The 21,390-nt window shown below is 44.0% G+C and carries 18 protein-coding genes; 6 read left to right on the top strand and 12 right to left on the bottom strand.

Translation table 11 applies throughout. The features are described from left to right. Positions 1–53: 53 nt before the first annotated feature. On the bottom strand, positions 54–1,868 hold the full coding sequence (typA, locus tag FEM33_RS04580; protein WP_139010929.1) for a translational GTPase TypA: 1,815 nt from the start codon (positions 1,866–1,868) through the stop codon (positions 54–56). 540 nt (positions 1,869–2,408) lie between these two features. Between typA and FEM33_RS04585 the strand changes: the two genes are divergently transcribed. The 3 genes from FEM33_RS04585 (at position 2,409) to FEM33_RS04595 (ending at position 6,129) form a co-directional block, all read left to right on the top strand. Continuing rightward, a complete protein-coding gene (locus tag FEM33_RS04585) occupies positions 2,409–3,551 on the top strand; it encodes an FAD-dependent monooxygenase (protein WP_139010930.1) in 1,143 nt (380 codons plus the stop codon). A gap of 94 nt (positions 3,552–3,645) precedes the next feature. Next, entirely contained in the window at positions 3,646–5,238 is a 1,593-nt protein-coding gene (locus FEM33_RS04590) for a M28 family peptidase (protein WP_139010931.1), read from the top strand. A 27-nt stretch (positions 5,239–5,265) separates the two neighbouring features. Then, complete coding sequence (locus tag FEM33_RS04595; protein ID WP_139010932.1) at positions 5,266–6,129, top strand: TraB/GumN family protein; 864 nt, start codon at positions 5,266–5,268, stop codon at positions 6,127–6,129. Positions 6,130–6,133: 4 nt separating this feature from the next. On the opposite strand, the gene FEM33_RS04600 is transcribed toward FEM33_RS04595, so the two are convergent. Continuing rightward, positions 6,134–7,591, bottom strand: a complete 1,458-nt coding sequence (locus FEM33_RS04600) for an NADH-quinone oxidoreductase subunit N (RefSeq protein ID WP_139010933.1) — start codon at positions 7,589–7,591, stop codon at positions 6,134–6,136. 103 nt (positions 7,592–7,694) lie between these two features. Between FEM33_RS04600 and FEM33_RS04605 the strand changes: the two genes are divergently transcribed. Next, entirely contained in the window at positions 7,695–8,360 is a 666-nt protein-coding gene (locus FEM33_RS04605; RefSeq protein ID WP_139010934.1) for a hypothetical protein, read from the top strand. Positions 8,361–8,518: 158 nt separating this feature from the next. Here FEM33_RS04605 and FEM33_RS04610 read toward each other — a convergent pair whose 3' ends face one another. The 7 genes from FEM33_RS04610 to FEM33_RS04640 all read right to left on the bottom strand — a co-directional run bounded on the left by FEM33_RS04610 (position 8,519) and on the right by FEM33_RS04640 (position 14,430). Next, complete coding sequence (locus FEM33_RS04610) at positions 8,519–9,004, bottom strand: hypothetical protein (RefSeq protein ID WP_139010935.1); 486 nt, start codon at positions 9,002–9,004, stop codon at positions 8,519–8,521. 45 nt (positions 9,005–9,049) lie between these two features. Continuing rightward, positions 9,050–10,372, bottom strand: a complete 1,323-nt coding sequence (gene ffh / locus FEM33_RS04615; protein ID WP_139010936.1) for a signal recognition particle protein — start codon at positions 10,370–10,372, stop codon at positions 9,050–9,052. Positions 10,373–10,506: 134 nt separating this feature from the next. Beyond that, positions 10,507–10,836 carry a DUF6787 family protein gene (locus FEM33_RS04620; protein ID WP_138283113.1) on the bottom strand — a complete coding sequence of 110 codons (330 nt, stop codon included), beginning with the start codon at positions 10,834–10,836 and terminating at the stop codon, positions 10,507–10,509. Between the two features lie 108 nt (positions 10,837–10,944). Continuing rightward, positions 10,945–11,856, bottom strand: a complete 912-nt coding sequence (locus tag FEM33_RS04625) for a hypothetical protein (protein ID WP_139010937.1) — start codon at positions 11,854–11,856, stop codon at positions 10,945–10,947. 11 nt (positions 11,857–11,867) lie between these two features. Continuing rightward, complete coding sequence (locus tag FEM33_RS04630; RefSeq protein WP_229214087.1) at positions 11,868–13,010, bottom strand: cytochrome-c peroxidase; 1,143 nt, start codon at positions 13,008–13,010, stop codon at positions 11,868–11,870. Positions 13,011–13,032: 22 nt separating this feature from the next. After that, on the bottom strand, positions 13,033–13,854 hold the full coding sequence (locus FEM33_RS04635; protein ID WP_229214088.1) for an MbnP family protein: 822 nt from the start codon (positions 13,852–13,854) through the stop codon (positions 13,033–13,035). Positions 13,855–13,968: 114 nt separating this feature from the next. Then, the gene (locus tag FEM33_RS04640) at positions 13,969–14,430 is read right to left on the bottom strand and encodes a hypothetical protein (protein WP_229214089.1); all 462 of its coding nucleotides are present in this window, start codon (positions 14,428–14,430) and stop codon (positions 13,969–13,971) included. A 322-nt stretch (positions 14,431–14,752) separates the two neighbouring features. Between FEM33_RS04640 and FEM33_RS04645 the strand changes: the two genes are divergently transcribed. Further along, a complete protein-coding gene (locus FEM33_RS04645; RefSeq protein ID WP_138283109.1) occupies positions 14,753–15,433 on the top strand; it encodes a MotA/TolQ/ExbB proton channel family protein in 681 nt (226 codons plus the stop codon). 116 nt (positions 15,434–15,549) lie between these two features. Further along, positions 15,550–15,942, top strand: coding sequence for an ExbD/TolR family protein (locus tag FEM33_RS04650; RefSeq protein WP_139010938.1), 393 nt, complete (start codon positions 15,550–15,552; stop codon positions 15,940–15,942). A gap of 175 nt (positions 15,943–16,117) precedes the next feature. Here FEM33_RS04650 and FEM33_RS04655 read toward each other — a convergent pair whose 3' ends face one another. The 3 genes from FEM33_RS04655 to priA all read right to left on the bottom strand — a co-directional run bounded on the left by FEM33_RS04655 (position 16,118) and on the right by priA (position 21,325). Beyond that, a complete protein-coding gene (locus tag FEM33_RS04655) occupies positions 16,118–17,143 on the bottom strand; it encodes a Gfo/Idh/MocA family protein (RefSeq protein WP_139010939.1) in 1,026 nt (341 codons plus the stop codon). A 221-nt stretch (positions 17,144–17,364) separates the two neighbouring features. Further along, entirely contained in the window at positions 17,365–18,804 is a 1,440-nt protein-coding gene (gene pyk, locus FEM33_RS04660; protein ID WP_139010940.1) for a pyruvate kinase, read from the bottom strand. A 25-nt stretch (positions 18,805–18,829) separates the two neighbouring features. Continuing rightward, a complete protein-coding gene (gene priA / locus FEM33_RS04665) occupies positions 18,830–21,325 on the bottom strand; it encodes a replication restart helicase PriA (RefSeq protein WP_139010941.1) in 2,496 nt (831 codons plus the stop codon). Positions 21,326–21,390 lie beyond the last annotated feature (65 nt).

A 21,390-nucleotide genomic window follows, 5' to 3' on the forward strand; every position in this document is an offset into this window, starting at 1 on the left:
TGTAACTGCACGTTTGTGCTATCTTTTTGATATTATCTGATCTGAAATTCAGATTAGGCCATTTCCATTTTGGCTCCGAATCTTTTACGATCGTTTTCTTCAAGATATATTTTCCGCATGCGCATGCTTTGAGGAGTTACTTCCAGGTATTCATCTTTCTGGATGTACTCCATGGATTCTTCCAGCGAAAAATTGATTTTCGGAGCAATTCTCAGTCCATCATCAGAACCTGACGCACGCATGTTGGTCAGTTTCTTGGCTTCCTGCAGGTTTACTACGATATCGTTTGGACGGTTATGCTCACCGATTACCTGTCCGCCGTAGATTTCCTCACCCGGCTCCACAAAGAAGCGGCCGCGATCCTGTAATTTGTCGATAGTATAACCCGTGGCCGGACCTGTATTTTTTGAAATAATAGAACCGCTGATACGTCCGGGAATTGGTCCGCGGAAAGTACCGAACTCCTTGAAACGGTGCGTCATCACAGCTTCACCCTGAGTAGCAGTCAGTACATTCGAACGAAGTCCGATCAAACCTCTTGATGGGATAAGGAATTCAAGGTGCTGCAAATCGCCTTTTGGTTCCATGATCAGCAACTCGCCTTTACGCTGCGTGGCCAATTCGATTACTTTACCTGCAGTTGATTCAGGAACATCCACAACCAATGTTTCGATTGGCTCCAGACGCTCGCCATTCTCGTCTTCTTTAAAAAGAACTTGGGGCTGACCAAGCTGCAGTTCATAACCTTCGCGACGCATTGTTTCGATCAATACCGACAAATGCAGGATACCACGACCAAAAACAAGGAATTTGTCTTCTGTATCCGTTGGTTCCACGCGCAATGCCAGGTTTTTCTCGGTTTCTTTCATCAGACGGTCACGCAAATGACGTGATGTTACAAATTTGCCTTCTTTCCCAAAGAACGGAGAGTTGTTGATCGTGAAAAGCATGTTCATCGTAGGCTCATCAACCGCAATTCTTGGCAATGCTTCCGGGTTGTCCGCATCTGCAATCGTATCACCAATTTCAAAATCTTCAATACCGGTTACCGCACAGATATCGCCGGCAGAAACTTCGCTCACTTTCACCTTTCCAAGTCCTTCAAAGACCTGAACTTCTTTTACCTTCACTTTCTTGATTACGCCGCCAGCCTTGCAAAGTGCCACAGTAGCACCTTCTTTGATGGTACCGCGGTGCACACGGCCGATCGCAATACGGCCAACGAATGCATTGTAATCCAGGGAAGTAATCTGCATCTGTGTATTTCCTTCTTCGATTTTCGGGGCAGGAATCTGCTCGATGATCGTATCCAGAAGAAATGTAATGTTATCGGTCGGTTTCTGCCAGTCCGGACCCATCCATCCTTGTTTGGACGAACCATATACTGTAACGAAATCAAGCTGATCTTCAGTGGCACCGAGGTTGAACATCAGGTCAAAAACACTTTCCTGAACTTCTTCAGGGCGGCAATTTTCTTTATCTACCTTGTTGACAACCACAATCGGTTTCAGTCCCAGACCAATGGCTTTTCCCAAAACGAAACGGGTCTGGGGCATCGGACCTTCGAATGCATCCACAAGCAACAAAACGCCATCCGCCATTTTAAGTACGCGTTCCACTTCACCGCCAAAATCTGCGTGACCTGGCGTATCAATTACATTGATTTTCACATCTTTGTAACGCACCGATACGTTCTTAGAAACAATTGTGATTCCACGCTCGCGTTCCAGGTCGTTGTTGTCAAGAATGAGGTCATCAAATTCCTGATTTTCACGAAATAGCTTTGAAGCGTGAATAATTTTGTCAACCAATGTAGTTTTACCGTGGTCAACGTGCGCAATGATTGCGATGTTACGAATGGCTTGCATTGTTTTAGATATCAATTGTTTACGGTCTGCAGTCTGCAAATATGCTTTTACCTTCTGAAAACCGTTATGCTTAGTTTATTGACGAAACTTTTGTCAAATAGGGTGCAAATGTACGCATATTTTTCGCTGAATAACAGTAATTTACAATTAATTTATTGTTAACTGCTGAAAACAGCGGATTGCACTGGGAGAAGTGCAAAAAGTTATTTTAATTATTTGAAGGATACTATTTTGTCTTATCCCCCAAAATCAGGAATTCATTTGATGTGATTTCTGAAAACTTCAAATTTACTGCCTGTATGCTCTATTAGTTAAATAGCAGTTTACATCTTTTCAGAGCCCATTATTTAGCGAGATACCGTTAAATAATCTGTACCTGCCAATTAATAACAATTGAATTATTGATTAAAACGAATGTCGGAATTTCAATTTTGCTAATGCATGGAAGATGTAGAAAGCAACAATTCTGATTAAGCCGGTAAGCATTTGCTTTGGTAAATAGTCTTGGCCGGCTATTGTAAATATATTCCCAAAGATTCAATGACAGTAAAAGATAAGGAAATTGCCATAATTGGCGGCGGAATAGCAGGCTTGACATTCGCTATCTGTTTAAAGAATAATGGTTATAAATGCCATATTTTCGAGAAAAAGCCTGCATTCAAGGAAATAGGCGCAGCAATAAGCGTGTTTCCGAATGCTTTGAGAGTATTTCAGGCAGAAAAAATAATGCGGGAAATTATAGCGTCCGGAGGTGAGATAACCAAAATATTCATGAAAACGGATAAAGGCAGGATACTTGCAAAATCCGAACCCAAATACGAACTGCCGGCAATTTGCATTCACCGTGCTGATCTTCACAGCATATTATTAAAAAATACACCTGCTGAACTTCATGCAAACCATGATCTGAAATCTTTGCAAAACCTGAATAATGGAAAAGTCAGGCTAGCTTTTACAAATGGCTTTACAAAAGAATTTGATGCTGTTATTGGTGCGGATGGAATTCATTCCGTTGTCAGGCAATTCTTAATCGATGACGGTAAGCCTGTATTCCGGGGCTATAATATCTGGCGAGGCGTCATTGATACGAATTTTGATATAGGATATGCCAGTGAAACCTATGGAAAAGGAAAAAGGGTTGGGATTGTTCCTATTAAAAACGGAAAATATGGCTGGTGGGCTACGTGTAATGAAGCACTTTCGGAGGATGACCAGCCGGAAGGGACAAAAAAGAAGCTTCAACGACTTTTCGGTGATTGGCATTACCCGATTCCTGATCTTATTTCCAGTACAGAAAATATTATAAAAAACAGTTTGTCTGACAGAATTCCGGTTAAAGGCTGGACTAAGGGAAATATAACCTTACTTGGCGATGCTGCACATCCTACAACGCCCAATTTGGGACAGGGTGGCTGTCTAGCTATTGAAGGTGCTTATATTTTGGCCAATGCCATTAAAAAGTATGGAATAACTCAAAAGGCTTTTCAAATATATGAAGAATTGCAGTTTCCAAGAGCAAAACTGATTGTAGAAACGAGTTTGAAAGTTGGAGAAATGGGGCAGATAGAAAATAGTGCTGCTGTATTCTTTCGGAATCTGGCTCTAAAATTTACACCTTCATCTGTTTCGTTGAAAATGATTGATAAATTCTTTTCCTATGACGTTACAGAACTGAAAATCTGAAATTGCAATTTCCTGGTAATGAATCGTGCATATTTTGGAATGGCTTCAGCGTTTACTTTCTTTGCACAAACCGATTTCATTACCAAGCTTTAATATGAACAAAAAATTAATGGCAGGGATGTTCCTGTCAATGGCAACTTTGGCAAATGCACAGGATGACGCCTCTGAATTTGCTAAAAGCATTACACCGGAAGACCTGAAAAAACATCTTGTAATTATAGCCTCTGATAGCCTTGAAGGTCGTGATACCGGATCGCCCGGGCAGAAAAAGGCCGCTGAATACGTTTCCAAATTTTATAATGAATATGGAACCACACCGATTGCGCCTGCTTCCGACGGTTCAAAGTCATATCTGCAGAAGTACAATTTATACAAGCGTGCCTGGGGCGATGTTTATGTAAAAGTAAACGGCAGGAAATACGAGTTCAACAAGGATTTTTACCTGAACGGACTTTTAAGCATTCCCGAAGAAGTGAATACGCCTGTTGTCACGGCGGGTTACGGCATTGAAGAATCTGCATATAACGATTATGCCAATCTGGATGTAAAGGACAAAGCAGTAATCATTTTTGACGGAGAGCCTGAATCCGGGAACGGAAAGTTTTTGCTGAGCGGAACCGGTGAGAAATCCAAATGGAGCGGGCCTGTCTCTTGGCAGCCCAAAGTAAAACTGGCCATTGCAAAAGGGGCAAAATATGTCTTTATCGTTACGGATAAAACCGGTGAAGACCTTGACAAGGAAATTCGTCAGCGTGCGGTAATGTCCCGCAGGTTCAGCGCCCCGACATTAAAGCCGGTTGAGGAAAGTCTGACCAATATGGCTGCTTTTGTGATTTCGCCGGATATGGCTGCGTCCATTCTTAAGACTTCGGCAGCAGCACTTTTAAAGAACAAAGCTGCAATCAGTAAATCAGGAAAGCCGGCGGCAAAAAACCTGGCCGGAAACGTTTCTATGAAGGCGGAAAGGGTAAGCGAAACTATTGAGACGGAAAATGTAGCTGCTTTTATGGAAGGTTCCGACAAAAAAGATGAAGTGCTTGTAATTAGCGCGCATCTGGATCATATCGGGATTTCACCAAATGGCGAGATCAATAACGGAGCGGACGATGACGGGTCGGGAACGGTATCGCTTCTGGAACTCGCTGAGGCTTTCAGCAAGGCAAAAGCGGCTGGGAAAGGCCCGCGGAGAAGCATTCTTTTCCTGAATGTGACCGGAGAAGAAAAAGGTTTGTTCGGTTCGGAATACTATTCTGAGAACCCGCTGCTTCCGTTGAAAAATACGATTGCAGACCTGAATATTGACATGATCGGACGCGTGGACGAGGCGCATAAAAATGATCCGAAATACGTTTATCTTATCGGCTCGGACAAATTGTCTTCTACCTTGCATGCAATCAGTGAGGAAGCAAACAAAAAGTATGTCAACTACAAGCTGGATTATACCTTCAACGATCCCAAAGATCCGAACCGGTTTTACTACCGTTCCGATCATTACAATTTTGCAAAAATGGGCGTTCCGGTCATTTTCTACTTCACCGGCGTGCATGAAGATTATCACAAACCCGGCGATGACGTGGAAAAAATCATGTTTGACAAACAGGCTGAAATCGTGAAACTGGTTTTTTACACAGCCTGGGAACTTGCAAACCGTGATGAACGCATCGTTGTAGACAGCAACAAAGAGTAATCAGAATTACACCGGATCGTTCCAGATATGAAAAGAATACTTTTAGGTCTTGCTTTTTGCCTGCATGCTGTTTTTTCCAGCGCACAGGCTCCGAAAGAGAATGCCTTGCTCTGGGAAATTTCCGCTCCGGACCAGAAAAAGCCTTCTTACCTGTTCGGAACGATTCATTTGATCTGCCCCGCAGACTTTTCACTCAATGATTCGGTGAAAACGGCAGTTGCAAGAACGCAGCAGATTGCGCTGGAAATGGATATGGACGATCCCGGCATGATGATGGCCATGATGAAAACCATGAATATGACGGGCGGGAATGAATTGAAAAAACTGGTTTCAGAATCTGATTATGCCAAACTGGATCAATTTTACAGAGATTCCGTCGGAGTAGGGCTGGCAATGTTTGAAAAAGCAAAGCCTTTTATTCTGATGGGACCTCTTTTTAATTCCGTACTGGCCTGTCAGCCACAGTCGTACGAAACGGCATTTGTGGAACTTGCGGGTCAGCAGCAGTCGGAAGTAGTCGGACTGGAAACTGTCGAGGAGCAAATGGCACTTTTTGATTCGGTTCCTTACAAGGATCAGGCTGAAATGGTACTCGCCATGATTAACAACCTTCCTGCTGCAAGAAAGGAATTCAGGGATTTGGTGGATTTGTATAAATCGGAAAAAATCAATGCGCTTTATACCATGACGACAAACAGCAATTTTGATCTTAGCGGAAGTGAGGAATTGCTTCTTCAGGATCGGAACAGGAAATGGATTCCGAAGATCAAAAGTAAAATAGCCGAGAAACCGACGTTTTTTGCAGTCGGGGCGGCGCATCTGGGTGGAGAAAGTGGTGTAATTGCCTTGCTGCGGAAAGCCGGTTACAAAGTCCGGCCGGTTTTAAAATAACAAATCAGAAAGATGAAATCCACTTCATCAGTATTTCGGGCTTGAAAAACAGCAACATTATAACACCCAGCAAAATTCCTGCAATGACTTTTTCTGAAAAACGGTTGTTTGTATGATCTGCTTCCCAGCTGTTTTTCTTGAAAAATAACAGATAAGGAAGTTTAAGATAATAAGCAAGGGAAATAGCCGCGTTCAAAATTCCCCCGACCAGCAGCCACAGCATCCAGGAAAATTCCTGCTGGCGGTAACTTTCCCAGAGTGCAGAAAAAATGAATAGTTTGGAAGTAAAACCAACGGTAGGAGGAAGGCCGGCCAGTGCAATCATCACAACCGTTAGGATTCCTGAAATCCAGACATATTTTCGTCCAAGCCCTTCGTATGCGGCCATATCCGTATTGCTTTGCGGACGTAGAAGATCAAGGACAAAAAACGCAGCAAGATTGATGAAAAGATAAGCCGCAGTATAAAAAACAGCCGTTTCAAACCCGAACCTGCTGTAAGCTGCAATGCCTACAAGAAGATATCCGGCCTGCGCAATGGAAGAATACGCAAGCAATCGGCGTGCATTGGACTGCCATAATGCCGCAATATTCCCGATTGTCATGCTGATCAGGGCAATGCCGCCCAAAATGGCAAAGTATGAAGAAGGTAAAACAGCAGCAAGCCGCATTAAAACCAGAATAACGGCTGCTTTGGGCGCTACCGACAAAAAGGAAACCAGCGGCGTAGGCGCAGCTTCGTAAACATCCGGCGTCCAGACGTGAAACGGAACAAGTGAAAGTTTGAACAAAAGCCCGGCCAGCGTCAGTACAATGGTCACCGTTATAACCAGCTCCGCATTATTGTTCAGCCCGACTGTCATGGCTTCGCTGGTGATATCTAGGGTTCCGGTAAGCCCGTAAATCAAAGAAATTCCGTAAAGCATTACTGCTGAACTTACTGAGCCAAAAAGCAAATACTTGATTCCGCCTTCGGCCGCTTTTTTATAGGGCGAGATGGCGACGAGCAGGTAAGAACTTATGGAAATCAGTTCCAGTGAAAGATAAATGGTCAGAAAATGCGTGGACATGCTCAGCAAATTGAGCCCTGCAACGGCTGCAATCAGCAATGCGTTGAATTCCGGCGGGAAATCGTATTTCAGAACCCTTACATGAACCAACGTAAAAATCCAGGAAAGCGTAATCATGATCTTGAAAAATACAGCCTGCCGGTCCAGAAAAAGCAAAGGCTGAAAACGGTAGGAGGGTTCTTCGTTCCACTGGCCCAAAACAAGCAAAAGTGTTACAATGCTGCCTGCAAGTGCCACATTCTGGAGGTATAGCGAGGCTTTTTCTTTCTTTGGCAAGCGGATGAAAACAAGCTCGGCAAACAGGAAAAGGCAAAAGAAAATGGCCAGAAACAGTTCAGGAGCGATTCCTCCCAGACTTTGTCGTATTTGTATGAGCTGCTGATTAATGTCCAATGGAACGGGTACAATTTTTTTGGCAAAAGTACATAAAGATGGTAGGGAATCTAACTCCTGAGATTCTCCGGATCCGAACTTATCAAATTAACTTTATTAAATCATGGAATATTCCCTAAGAATTTTCTTGTTGCTCTGCTTATCGTGCTGGAATGCAGCCATGGCGCAGGATTCTACGGGACTTGCCGGAATTCCGTTTCAGGAAACTGTCAGTACAAATGGCCGGAATATTCCTTATTTGTTTAAAGATTGGTATTCAGGAATGGTGAGAACAAGTGACGATCAGGTTCATGACGGGTTGATGCTGCGGTACGATCTTGAAAAAGATGAAGTGGAATACAAAAAAGGAACTAGCTTGTTCCGGATTCCGGCCGGCATTACCGAATTTTCGATTATGACGGGTTCAGACCTTTATACTTTTAAAAGCGGCTTTCCGGCAGTGGACGGTTATACGGACAAAAGTTTTTACCGGGTGCTTTACGACGGAAATACCAAGCTTCTGAAAAAATATACAAACCCGATCCATGTGGAAAAAGCAAGTGCAACCCGCGAAATGGATGAAGGCGCCAAGCTGTATATTTTGAAAAATGAAAAGCTGAACCCGGTAAAACTGAATGATAAAAACAGTTTCTTGAAATTGCTTCCGGATGAAAAGAATAAGTTGAATTACGTGATCAAGGAACAGCAGCTGGAATTTGGCGGAGACGATGATCTGATTACGTTGCTTGAAGAGTATGATTCTTACAAAGCAGGTCGCGGAGGAAACTGATTCTGTTTTTTGAGCTTCTGGCTTTTAGTATAAGCTGTTAGCAACAGGGCATGGCTATTATAAATAAACAGTTTTATACTGATAAAATAAAAACGCTCTTGAATTAACGGTAAATGATCGGATTCAAGAGCGTTTTTTACTTATATCAAAATCAGAAACTACGGCTGCGAAGTTTCTTTTTTCTTCTTTTTACTAAAAGCATAAATTACGCCAAAGTGACTTTTAAGAACACCGCTGTCGAATTTGTCTTTTACATAAGGATTCAGTTCAAGCGCAAGCTGAATTTGTCTGTTTTGAGGAATCGGGGCAATTCTGACGCCTACATTGATGGAATAACCGTCAATGGTAATCAGATCCGCATTGGAGTCCGAAATCCGGTACAAAGGATTTAAACGCAACCCGCCGCCCGCATACCATTGCACTACTTCGGTTCTTTTGAAATTGTACATCGGCAGAATATCCACGCTCAGACTGCTGAAAAGCGAATTGGTCTGAAATCTTGTATCCAGCCAAAGCATCTTTTTAGGATTTGTACTTACGGTCAGCAAACTGCTCCACGGATAATAACCGACAGACGATTGCGCCATGAGTTTTTCATGGCTGCATAGAGTCAAAATGGCAAAAAACAGAATGTATTTTTTCATGAACAGGAATCTTCAATAGTGTGTGATTGTGTATTTCAGGCCGGATCAGCGGCGCAAAGCTTTGCCTAATTTGCCGGCTGCCTGCATGGTATTCATTTTTTTCATCATTTTCCGCATCTCATCAAACTGCTTGATCAGATTATTGACTTGCAAAATGGTTGTTCCGCTTCCGTTTGCAATCCTTTTTTTGCGGCTTCCGTCAATGATATCCGGATTTTCCCTTTCCTTTTTGGTCATCGACTGAATGATCGCTTCAATGGGCTTGAAAGATTCATTATCAATATCCAGATCTTTCATCGCATTTCCCATTCCCGGAATCATACCGATCAGGTCTTTCACGTTACCCATTTTCTTGATTTGCTGAAGCTGGCCTAAAAAGTCGTCAAAATCGAATTTGTTCTGACGCATTTTGGCGTTGATGCGCTTGGCTTCATCTTCGTCAAATGCCTGCTGTGCACGTTCAACGAGCGAGATAACGTCACCCATACCCAGAATCCTGCTGGCCATACGATCCGGATAAAAGGAATCGAGCGCCTCCATTTTTTCACCGGTACTGATGTATTTGATTGGTTTTTCGACAACCTGACGAATGGAAAGCGCAGCACCGCCGCGTGAATCGCCATCCAGCTTGGTGAGTACGACACCGTCAAAATTCAGTCTTTCATTAAAGGTCTTGGCTGTATTTACCGCATCCTGCCCGGTCATGGAGTCCACGACAAACAGAATTTCGGCAGGTTTTACAGTTGTTTTAATATCCTGAACTTCCTGCATCATGACCTCATCCACCGCCAGACGTCCGGCCGTATCGACGATCACGATCTTTTTCCCGATTTTTCTTGCGTAAGCAACGGCATTCTGGGCAATACTGACGGCATTTTTGTTCTCGGGCTCGGAATAAACCTCAACGCCGATCTGTTCGCCAAGTACTTTAAGCTGGTCTATCGCAGCCGGGCGGTACACGTCGCAGGCTGTCAGCAAAACCTGTCTTCCCTGCTTTTTCAGCAAGGCAGCAAGTTTTCCTGAAAAAGTCGTTTTACCCGAACCCTGCAGACCGGCGATCAGAATTACTGCAGGATCGCCTTTGATGTTGATGCCTTCGGCCTGGCCGCCCATCAGTTCGGTCAGTTCTTCCTGAACGATCTTGACGAACATCTGTCCGGGTTCCACCGAAATCAGGATTTTGCGATCCAGTGCTTTTTCCCTGATCCGGTCCGTAATTTCCTTGGCAACCTTGAAGTTTACATCGGCATCGACAAGTGCTTTACGTACTTCCTTGGTCGTGGCGGCAACATTTATATCTGAAATCCTGTCCTTTCCTTTAAGTGTGCGAAAGGCGTTATTTAGTTTGTCCTGTAAGTTTTCAAACATGGAATGATATGTATGATTCTGAACCTTAATTAAGAATAATTCACAAAGGTATAAATAAAATAAGGAGTACAGGAAAGTTGTATCCCGTACTCCTGCAATTATTCACTATGAAGTATGATTCTGTAAATGCCTGTTTACTTGCTGAATTTGGCTTTTATCCAGCGGAACATTTTCTTTTCCTTTTCCCAGAAGAAAGAAAACTGGCCCAGTAAAAATCCGTATAACAACAAAAGGCTTTGATATGTAGGAAAAATAAACAGAATGTACGTAATGGTTTTCAGCCACATCGGGGTTGTTTCGTCATAACCCAGCAGGTAAAAAAGACCTTTTCTGAGCCAAACAACGGAAGAGCCTGACAAACTGAAGACTGCCAATACCAGCAGAACTTGCCTGGTTGTTTCCAATCCCCATTTTTCCTGCATTTTACCCAACCAGGGCTGCGCATTTTTTTCTCCGCTTTGCATATAATTAACCGGCAACTTTTAAATTTTTACAAAGAAACAATGCATCCTTCAATTTTCCTTGATTTTAATGAACGTTTAATCACTGCAGAAAATGAAAAGCATTAAATCCTAAAACAGCCATCCGGCCTGGATCAGGCCCCTGGAATGAGCTTTCACAAAACCGGCGGAAAGATCCTGCGCTACTGGCTTTTGAGCGCTGATTCCGAGCGTCCACCGGTTTGCAAAAAGGGTAACTCCAATGGTGCCGTTCAGCATGGTACCGCCTGTTTCCAGTACTTTTTTGCCGTCTCTGGTTCCTAGTTCCGATTTTTCACCATAAAGCCCAACGTTCGGCGTCACACTGATTTTCCCAAGTTCAAAAGACCGGTAAAGATCAACGGTTCCGTAAAGCTGATTTCCAAAGCGGTAATCTTCCGAATTGGCCGTGTTGAATTTTCTGGAAACATTCATAGAAAGTCCCCATTGCCCCTTGTTGACCGTATAAAATGCATTAAGGATAAAGTCAGTGCTTCCCGTTCCCGACTGGAAATTGGCATTGGCCACTTCGGTCAGCAGGTTTTCATCATAACGGAATTTTCCGGTAGGAAGCTTTATGCCGCCGCCGATCAAAAGCGTATGCGTAAAATCAGAAGCAGTTTCTGTATCCATGAACGTGTTGATGACATTATAATTCATCAATATGGTAGCATCGCTTATTCCGTTCTGCTTTTTGGTTTCGGAAGTTGTCACTTGCCGGGCAAAGCGATACGGCAGAAACGCCATCACCTGAACACGCTTCACAGGAAAAAAGCGCGCGTAAATTTCCGTTACGTTAAATGTTTCCTGCGTCCTTAACACATGGCTTTCCGGATGCGTAGTAAAGTTCAGCTGCGAGTACCGTATGCCAAGCAGCGATTTGTTGGACTGTGGCATAAGCCCGAAATACGAACCACTGTTTGAGCAGCCGCATGCATCGCAGGCAAACGACGAACGGGAAATAAGCAACAGGAAAAATAAAGGAAGAATATATTTGAATTTCATTTCAGCTCAGATTAGAATGAAGTGCCGATTCCTGGATCAGAAAAGCGCTTGTCTGCAATAAACTGCTTGTCATCCAGGGTTTTCAGGAATGCAATAATGGATTTCTTTTGCTGGGCCGTAAGCGGTATTCCGCGTTTCTGGCCTGCAATGTTCAGCAACGGGTCCAATGAAGGAGAAACGTAAATGCTGTCAACACTGCTGCTGTTCTGGTCGTTGGCATAATGGTCAAGAACTTCCTGCAGTGTGTTAAAGCGTCCGTCGTGCATGTACGGAGCCGTAAGTCCGACATTTCTCAGGCTCGGAACCTTGAATTTAAGCCTGTCCGCTTCATTCAGCGTAATGGCGTAACGTCCCTGATCGTTGATCTTGTTCGGGATTAATCCGTTGTTGCGGAAACTGTCATCCGTGAAAAGTACTCCGTTATGGCAGGAGGCGCATTTTTGCTGGAAAAGCGTTAATCCTTCTTTTTCCTGCGTCGTCAATGCCGCTGCATCGCCTCTCAGATGATAATCGTAACGTGAATTGGAGGAAACCATCGTCATCATAAACTGGGACAAAGCTTTTACAAGCCGTTCTGACGTAATTTCTTCCGTACCAAACGCAGCTTTGAACATTTTTGGATAATTAACCTGCTTGGCAGCTCCGGCAACAGGCGTTTTTTTCAGTTTTTCGATGACATTCCCCATTTTTTCGCCCATTTCCACTTGGTTTTCCATCGGAACAGGCGGAACAAGGTCCATGTCATGAACCCCGCCGTCCCAGAAAAAGGAAGTATTCCACGCCAGGTTCTGGATTGCCGGCGTATTGCGGGTGCCCAGCAGATCATCAACGCCGTGGCTGAGATCGTGGCCATGATGCGTAAATGCAGCCTGCTGCTGATGGCAGGTACCGCAGCCGATTTTATCCGTACGCGACAAAATGCCGTCATAAAACAGGAATCTTCCTAACTCAATGCCATCTTCGGTCAGCGGATTTTTGGACAGATCATAAACCGGGTCAGGAAAATGGTCAGGCTTTTTCCATTCGGACAGAGCGGGCTCATTTGTTACAGGTCCCGGCTCCGGTTCCGGATTGTCAGTGCCTTTTTCACAGGAACTTAACAATCCGGAAAGGAACAGAAACGTACCGCAAAGCATGAATATTTTTTTGCTCATTGTTTACAGGCAGTTACCGGATTTAATCGGCATGAATATGATCCAGACTAAACATATTGACATAATTGTCAGCAATGTTGGCAGAGAAATTTTCATACATAACACTGAAGTTCTTGGCAATACTGACTTGTGTGGAACCGCTGAAAACTTTGAGAACATCTGCGAGCAAATGTACTTCCGGGCTCAGTTCTGTTGTGACAATGGCTTTTTTACCGCCAAAATCCACTTTTGCGATGCGGGTATTGTTCAGCGTTTTTTCAGTGCGGCCGCCAAATCCGCCGATGTGATAGTAAAATTTGCCGTTTGATGAACCGGCTACCGGAGAATTGCCTTCCATCAGCAGGAAAATGTAGCCCGGATTCCAGTTCCAGTACATGCCTTCTTCATTGGTCGGGCCGGTTCCCGTATCCAGAATACCTTTTCGCTGTGAAGGGTCAGAAACGCTTCTGGTACTGTCGATGCCAATCATGAATTCCACACCCGTATATTCACCCGAAGGCACATTATTGATCCTGATTTGCTGTGATTCTGCGACTGATTCCCGGATCAGAAAATAGCTGGAATCCTGCGGAACAGTAAAAGTGGTTCCGTCCGCATTCTTGAGTTTAATGTTAGAAATGTAGTAATTCAGCCTGGAAACTGTAAAATTTTCTCCGGCTGCATTCTGATACGTATCTGTATTCAGTTTCAGGTCTCTGTCGCCGGCCACATTGTCGAACTCAAAGCGGATACTGCCTTTTGTTGCAGGGTCGGTAACCGGATCGTCGTTATTGCAGGAAACCAGGAAGAGGGAAAAGAGTGCTGTCGTAAGTGACAGAAAGATATATGAAAATTTACGCTTCATTTTGATAAAAGTTAAAATAGCAGCATACCCGGCTTTTTTTAAAGTCAGATAAGCCAATAAATTGGTTAAGTTCTGTTTTGCCGGTTTGGTAAAACAAAAATTGATTTTAACTGCTTAACTGAGCGGCGGATGAAAAATATCATCAACGGCTACGCGGGGCGTAAAAGGAGAAGTATAAGTAAAAAGCGGAACCGAAGTCATTTCATTAGAAACAGTCGGCTGTGCAAAACGGAAACAAATCCGCTGATCCATCACATGATCGAGCAGGCGCGCCATATAATTTTTTTCAGCCTGCCGTTTTTCCTGTTCTTCCAGCGAAGCAATGCGTTTTGCAAGATAACATTTGCCGTCACAGTGCATTTGCGGCCGTGTTCTGTTTTCGCAAAGATTGGCCACAATGTATTCCCGGCGAATTTCAAAATCCAGATACAATAGCGGGATCACCCATACTTTCACAAGCATAAGGCTCAGCAGGCTGAGAGATATCCATTGTTTCGCGGATTTGTTCACAGTAACAGTAACGTTCGGACAGGAGATATTATGATGCTCCGGAATGTAAATGTAGTCAGCAAGCAACAGAATGGTTTTAAGGCAGCAAAATTTTATAAATATTTATACGCTCCGGCCGTCGGGAAAATCCTGTTTAATGTTTCTGAAGCAGTTGTCTGTACTGAATCAAAAGACATTTCTGTCACCGGACCGGGCTTTCGGACACATGACATTTTATAGTTTTTAGAATTAGTGTAATGTAGAAAAGGTTTGATCATGCCTAAAGAGTAATTTTCCTATATTTGCCTAATAAACAATAAGGGTATGCTTACTCCGTTTATTTTCAAAGTTGTTTTAAAAAGAAATAACCGCTGATTCATTAGCTAAACCATTCACTTTTACATTTAATATGATGCTTCTGCAAGCACTTACTGACTCTACTTTGGCTGCACCTGTTGCTGACCAGGGCCTTTCTGTTATAGATCTTCTCGCAAAGGGAGGCTGGGTAATGTTACCGCTCGGACTGTTATTTCTGGCAACTCTTTTTCTGATTATCGAGCGTTTTCTGGGAATCGGTTCCAACGGAAAGGTAGAACATCAATTTGTTGACAATGTAAAAGATTTTATCCAGCAGGGAAATCTGAAGTCTGCCGAATCTTTATGCCGTAACCAGCGCAATGCTACGGGCCGGATTCTGGAACGTGCCATCGGCCGGATCGGATACCCGATCAAAGATATCGAGACTACAATTGAGAACGCAAGCCAGATTGAAATCCAGCGTATGGAAGGAAACCTGCCGTATCTTGGTGTTATTGCAGGTATTGCGCCCATGCTTGGTTTCGTAGGTACCATTTCCGGTATTATCCGTATTTTCTATGATATTTCGATTTCCAATGACTTCAATATCAGTACCATTGCCGGCGGTATGTACGAAAAGATGATTACTTCCGGTTCCGGTCTGATCATTGGTCTGATTGCTTATGCAGGCTATCACTTGCTGAACATGAAAATCGACCGTTTTGCGCTGAGACTTCAAATGGCTGCCTCTGATTTTCTGGACGTACTGCAGAAGCCGGTGGCTGCAAAGTAATTAATATCAGTTGTGCCGGGTGAAACTCAGATCCGGAGCATTGGCGGGATCCTGACTTTATCGTTACCCGTTTTTCTGCACGGCACGACTACTTACCCAAATTCATTCTTTATCCTATGAAAATACGTCGGAAGAGCCGGTTTGCGCCTGAAGTGTTTACGCACTCACTCAACGATATCATGTTTTTCCTGCTGCTGTTCTTTCTGATTATCTCCACGATGTCCAATCCGAACGTAATCAAGCTGATGCTGCCAAAAGCCTCCGCCACGCAGCAGATGTACAAAAAGCAGATTACACTGTCAGTGGACGAAAATAAAGGTTATTTTATTGACAAGGAACCCATTCCATTCGACCGCCTTGAAGCGGAACTTCAGAATATATTTGCCAATGTGGAAGAACGTACGGTTGTGCTGCGAGTGGATAAAAACCTCGCTGTTCAGGACCTTGTGGATGTGCTTGAGCTTGGCGCCAAAAACGATATTAAAATGGTAATGGCAACGGCCAAGTAATTGGTTTTGGTGAGAAGTTGTTAGTGAGAAGTAAAATGTGAAAAGCGCCCTGAAATCTGGAAATTTCAGGGCGCTTTTCTTATATCAGGTTGTTGCCTGAAATTGGTTGTAACAATCCGTTTTTATTCTTTAGAGGCTAAAAGCTAACCGCCAATAGCCAATAGCTGAAAGCTCTTCATCTTTGCGCGCTCTGATATATTTTCTCCACAATTGCCTGTAAAATCGCGCCTTGTTCTGCATTACATATATTACTTGCTTTTCCTTTACACGCATCCAGAAAAGCAGTTGTATTGGCAAGCTGGATATCGGTTTCCTGCAAATGCGGAAATTCAATATTCGCAAGTTCACCTGCTATTTCAGTATACATCGAAAACGGGTTCAGAACTGCTCCGGCCAAAGTGCCGAATACCTGCAGATTTACGTTTTTTTCAGATTTTGTATTTAATGCAAAGGTCGTAGAAAGCATGATGCTGACATTATCCGGAAAAGACAAATGCGCAAAACAAGCGTCTTCTACTTCAAAACTTTCGGCATTCCAGTTTCCCATCAGGCCTTTTCCGCCGGCCTTTCCGATGAAATCATACGTATTGGCTGTAATTCTGTCCGGCATCCTGTAATCCAGAAGACCCAGCGCAAGATCCAGAATGTGAACGCCGAGATCCATTAACGCGCCTCCGCCCTGAATTTCTTTATTCGTAAAATTTCCCCATCCCGGAATTCCCCTTCGACGTACAAAATCCGCTTTGATATGATAAATTTCACCGAGCTGTCCGCTTTCCAGGCATTTTTTCAGCAGTGTATATTCCTGCGTCTGACGAAGTTGTAAGTTGTAGGCCAGTACTTTCCCTTTCATTTTTGCAAAATCTGCCATTTCTCTGGCTTGTGCGGCCGTAATGGCCGGCGGCTTTTCGCATAACACATGACAGCCGTTTTCCAGCGCCTGCATCGTAAAAGGATAATGTAAATGGTTGGCCGTGCAATTGATGATCAGATCCGGCTTATTCTGGCTGCCAAACATTTCCTCCGCATGATCATAAGCAAAAGGAATTTGATGTTTGTCGGCAAGAGCCTTCGCTTTTTGCAGATCACGGCTGCATACGGCGGTAACTTCCACTTGATCGGAAAGGTTTTTCAATGCCGGAATATGGTTCTGATCCGCAATATGGCCGCCGCCAATAATGGCTGCTTTAAGAATTGACATGCAGTTTGGTTCAGGATTGGTTGTACTTGCAAAGCTATCAAAACATTCTGCTTTCCAGGTCCAAATGCAGAAATGATACAAGCAACCGCTTTTGATTTTCTGTTATTACGGAAAAAAGCTTTTTCGGCCTTTCTTGTCAAATGCATAGAACCGTTTATTAAAAACAAAGGCAGCAGGGAAATTTCCCTGCTGCCTTCAATAACTATATTATGCTGACTTGCTTATTCCACTACGCTCAGCTTTACCGTATTGGTTTTCCGCTGTCTGGAAACCGGCATGCTGAGGGTGTTAATAAAGACATCCCCTTTTTGCAGATCGCCTTTTTCAAGCAGGAACTGCTTGATGTCTTCAATCAGATCATCCGTCGAAACATCCTGATCGCGGTCGTAGTAATAAACTTTTGTTCCCCAGTATAATGCAAGCTGATTCATCAACATCTTGTTGGACGTAAAAATCAGCAGGCTTGCCTTCGGGCGGTGATGCGACAACCGGAAAGAAGTGTATCCTGAACGTGTAATTCCGATGATTGCCGTTGCCTGCGTGTCGCGCGCCAGACGGCATGCGCTCATAACCACATTGTCATTCAGCTTGTTCACACCGGAATTTTCATTTACAAAAGCATGATGCTTGAAATAAATGCTGTTAGTCGATGCTTCCACTTTTTCAATGGTGCGCGTCATGCTTTCAACGGCAAGCTGCGGATATTTTCCGGAAGCTGTTTCCGCGCTCAGCATCACTGCATCGGCACCGTCCAGTACGGAATTGGCAACGTCGTTAAGCTCTGCACGGGTTGCACGCGGGCTCTCGATCATACTTTCCAGCATCTGCGTAGCCACGATAACCGGTTTTCCGGCTTTATTGCATTTGTCAACGATCATTTTCTGGATCATCGGCACTTCCTCGGCCGGAAGCTCCACGCCAAGGTCACCGCGGGCAACCATAATGGCATCCGTAGCTTCAATGATTTCGTCGATATTCAGAATTGCTTCCGGTTTTTCGATTTTTGCTACAAGACGGGCTGTTTTGCCTTTATTGGCAATGTATTCCTTTACTTTAAGCAGCTCGGCAGCCGTGCGTACGAATGACAATGCCACCCATTCCACATTATTTTCGAGGCCAAAGTCCAGGTCTTCGTAATCTTTTGTCGTTACAGAAGGCATGGAAACCTTGGTATTCGGCAGGTTTACACCTTTTTTTGATTTAAGATAACCGCCGTAAATAACTTCGGTAATTACATCGGTACCGTCAATGCCTGTAACGAGTACTTCCAGCTTTCCGTCATCCATCAGAATGCGGTCGCCGATTTTCACGTCGTTGTACATTCCGTCGTAAGGCGTACTTACTTTTTCGGCAGTACCAAGAACCTCGGTATTGGAAAGAATTAATTTTTTACCTGTTTCAATTAAAACGCCATCCTTTTCAGCTACCAATCCGATACGGATTTTAGGACCTTGCAAATCCTGTAAAATGGCGAGGTTCAATCCGTACTCTTCATTGATTTCCCGAATGGTATTAAGTCTTAAAAGGTGATCAGCGTGAGTACCGTGCGAAAAATTAAGACGAAATACGTTTACCCCGGCTTTTGCCAATGCATACAATGTTTCTTTTGATTCCGAGGCCGGCCCTACGGTAGCAACAATTCTGGTTTTTTTTGAAGACATAGACTAATATGCAGTATGAATGATTTTATAAACAATCCACATCAATGATGACCTGGATGCTTTTTAGCGTCTTATCGGTTAATACATCAATTACCTTTTCTTGAATAAATGACTTTACCGCCTTAAAATTAATCTTTTCTCGCTCAAGTTTAATGAGAATATCGAACAAAAACTGATTTCTTACTCTTTCCACCAGCGGAGGCTGCGGTCCAAGAACCCTGCTTGTACCTAATTCTGCCGTTAATTTTTCCGCCAGTATTTTGGCAGCCTTGTTCGAAACCGGTTCGTCCGGATGCTTTACGGTAACTTTTATCAGACGTGTGAAAGGCGGATAGTTGAATTTTTCCCTTTCGGCAATTTCGGCTTCATACATGCCAATGTAATCATTTGTAATGATCCTTTCCAGCAGCTTTTGTGCGGGATTTGCCGTTTGTATCAGTACTTTCCCGGGCTTTTCTGCACGCCTTCCCGCGCGCCCGCTTACTTGGGTCAGCATCTGAAAAGCACGTTCGGAGGCGCGAAACTCGGGGAAATGAATAATGCGGTCTGCATCAAAAATCCCGACCATACTCACATTGTCAAAATCGAGGCCCTTGCTCACCATTTGCGTTCCAACCAGAATATCAATGCCGCCATCTTCAAATTCCTGGATGATCTGCTGATAGGCATTTTTTGCGCGTGTCGTATCCAGATCCATTCGCTGTACGCGTGCCTGCGGAAACATCAGATTGATTTCATCTTCGATTTTCTCGGTTCCGTAACCCATCGTTTTCACCTTCGTCGAGCCGCAGTTCGGGCAGGTTCTCGGAACTTCTTCCTTATGGCCGCAGTAATGGCACCTGAGCTCGCCGACCCGCATATGATACGTAAGGCTCACGTCACAATTGGCACATTCCGAAATCCAGTGACATTCCTCGCATTGCAGATAAGGCGAATAGCCGCGCCGGTTCTGAAAAAGGATCGTCTGTTCTTTATTCTTAAGATTATGTTCCAGGTTTTCCAGCAAAACAGACGAAAATTCATTTTTCATCTTGCGCTGCTTTTTTTCCTTCTTTATATCAATCAGCTCAAAAGTCGGCAGCGCTGCATTTCCGAAGCGCTGCGTCATTTCGACAAGACCGTAACGGCCGTTTTTGGCATGATAATAACTTTCCAGCGAAGGCGTGGCGGAACCGAGCAATACTTTGCCTTTGTGCATGTAAGACATAATCACGGCGACATCGCGTGCATTGTAGCGTGGAGCCGGCTCATGCTGCTTGTAAGAAGTTTCATGTTCTTCATCCACAATGATCAAGCCGAGATTATTGAACGGCAGGAAAATGGCCGAACGTACGCCCACGACAAACTGGAACTTTCCGTCCAGAATGCCTTTCCATACTTCCACGCGTTCATTATCCGAGAATTTGGAATGATAAATTCCCATGACATCTCCGAAAACTTTCCGCAGCCGGATGACAATCTGTGTCGTAAGCGCAATTTCAGGAAGCAGGAACAAAACCTGCGTGCCGCTCTGCAGTGCCTGTTTGATGAGTTCGATGTAAACTTCCGTTTTTCCGCTTCCTGTAATGCCGTGCAGCAAAACCACTTCTTTTTCAGCAAACAGCTCATGAATCTGCGCTGAGGCTTCTTTCTGTGATTCGGTCAATGTAATGACGGCGCCGTCTTTCAGCGGAATGTCTTCAAACCTTGAAACGAAAATTTCAAACTGTTCAAAGATGCCTTTCTTGATCAGTGAATTCAGGGAAGCATTGGAAATCTTGTCATCCTGCGAGAAAAAGGATTTGTCCAGCCCTTTCTGATTCAGTTCCGGATTGTTGTAAACCGGCACATGGCTCAGGTATTTGAGTACGATTTCCTGCTGCTTGGGAACTTTGTCGAGCGAAGACGTCAGTTTTACAAGCGCATCATTGTCCAGAAACGAAGCGCCCAGCCGTACTTTCCGCACCACTTTCGGTTTGTACCTTTCCTTTACTTCTTCAAAAAGGATAATGGCGCGTTTCCCGACAAGTGACTTGATAACCGAAGTGATATTGGACTTGGCAATAAGCCGCTCCACTTCTTCATAGGAAAGCGTCTGGTGTTTTTTTATTTCTTCCAGAATCAGCTTTTCCTGCTCGGTAAGCAGTTCTTCATAGTCAAATTCCGGGTTCAGCTGAATCCGGGACTGACTTGTAATTTTAAGTCCGGCGGGCAACGCGACATTCAGTACTTCGCCGATATTGCACAGATAATATTCCGCCACCCATTTGAAAAGTTCAAGCTGGCGGGCAGTTACAATCGGCTGTTCGTCGAGTAGTTCAAGAATGTATTTGGCCTGGTATTTAACCGGAGGATTTGTATGAATGTTGGCGATTACGGCTGTAATAACGCGTTTTTTGCCAAACTGCACGATAACCCGTGCGCCTACTTTAATCAGTTCGCTCATTTCCCTCGGTACTCTGTAAGTGAACAAAGAAGGGATCGGGACCGGTAAAATCAGATCGGCAAATAAGGTAGTTTCTTCCTCAAAAAAGGAGGTCATTGGAAGCTGGGGCAAAATGTCTTTAAATCAAATTTACAACTTAGAATCGGGAAAACCGCATAAAA

It is taken from the genome of Dyadobacter flavalbus, from assembly GCF_006149045.1.
In the GTDB taxonomy this organism is placed as follows: Bacteria; Bacteroidota; Bacteroidia; order Cytophagales; family Spirosomataceae; genus Dyadobacter; species Dyadobacter flavalbus.

Bases quoted from the DNA above. Each gene is read 5' to 3' on its own strand.
- typA (WP_139010929.1), bottom strand. From the start codon at position 1,868: ATGCAAGCCATTCGTAACATCGCAATCATTGCGCACGTTGACCACGGT.
- FEM33_RS04585 (WP_139010930.1), top strand. From the start codon at position 2,409: ATGACAGTAAAAGATAAGGAAATTGCCATAATTGGCGGCGGAATAGCA.
- FEM33_RS04590 (WP_139010931.1), top strand. From the start codon at position 3,646: ATGAACAAAAAATTAATGGCAGGGATGTTCCTGTCAATGGCAACTTTG.
- FEM33_RS04595 (WP_139010932.1), top strand. From the start codon at position 5,266: ATGAAAAGAATACTTTTAGGTCTTGCTTTTTGCCTGCATGCTGTTTTT.
- FEM33_RS04605 (WP_139010934.1), top strand. From the start codon at position 7,695: ATGGAATATTCCCTAAGAATTTTCTTGTTGCTCTGCTTATCGTGCTGG.
- FEM33_RS04610 (WP_139010935.1), bottom strand. From the start codon at position 9,004: ATGAAAAAATACATTCTGTTTTTTGCCATTTTGACTCTATGCAGCCAT.
- ffh (WP_139010936.1), bottom strand. From the start codon at position 10,372: ATGTTTGAAAACTTACAGGACAAACTAAATAACGCCTTTCGCACACTT.
- FEM33_RS04620 (WP_138283113.1), bottom strand. From the start codon at position 10,836: ATGCAAAGCGGAGAAAAAAATGCGCAGCCCTGGTTGGGTAAAATGCAG.
- FEM33_RS04625 (WP_139010937.1), bottom strand. From the start codon at position 11,856: ATGAAATTCAAATATATTCTTCCTTTATTTTTCCTGTTGCTTATTTCC.
- FEM33_RS04630 (WP_229214087.1), bottom strand. From the start codon at position 13,010: ATGAGCAAAAAAATATTCATGCTTTGCGGTACGTTTCTGTTCCTTTCC.
- FEM33_RS04635 (WP_229214088.1), bottom strand. From the start codon at position 13,854: ATGAAGCGTAAATTTTCATATATCTTTCTGTCACTTACGACAGCACTC.
- FEM33_RS04645 (WP_138283109.1), top strand. From the start codon at position 14,753: ATGATGCTTCTGCAAGCACTTACTGACTCTACTTTGGCTGCACCTGTT.
- FEM33_RS04650 (WP_139010938.1), top strand. From the start codon at position 15,550: ATGAAAATACGTCGGAAGAGCCGGTTTGCGCCTGAAGTGTTTACGCAC.
- FEM33_RS04655 (WP_139010939.1), bottom strand. From the start codon at position 17,143: ATGTCAATTCTTAAAGCAGCCATTATTGGCGGCGGCCATATTGCGGAT.
- pyk (WP_139010940.1), bottom strand. From the start codon at position 18,804: ATGTCTTCAAAAAAAACCAGAATTGTTGCTACCGTAGGGCCGGCCTCG.
- priA (WP_139010941.1), bottom strand. From the start codon at position 21,325: ATGACCTCCTTTTTTGAGGAAGAAACTACCTTATTTGCCGATCTGATT.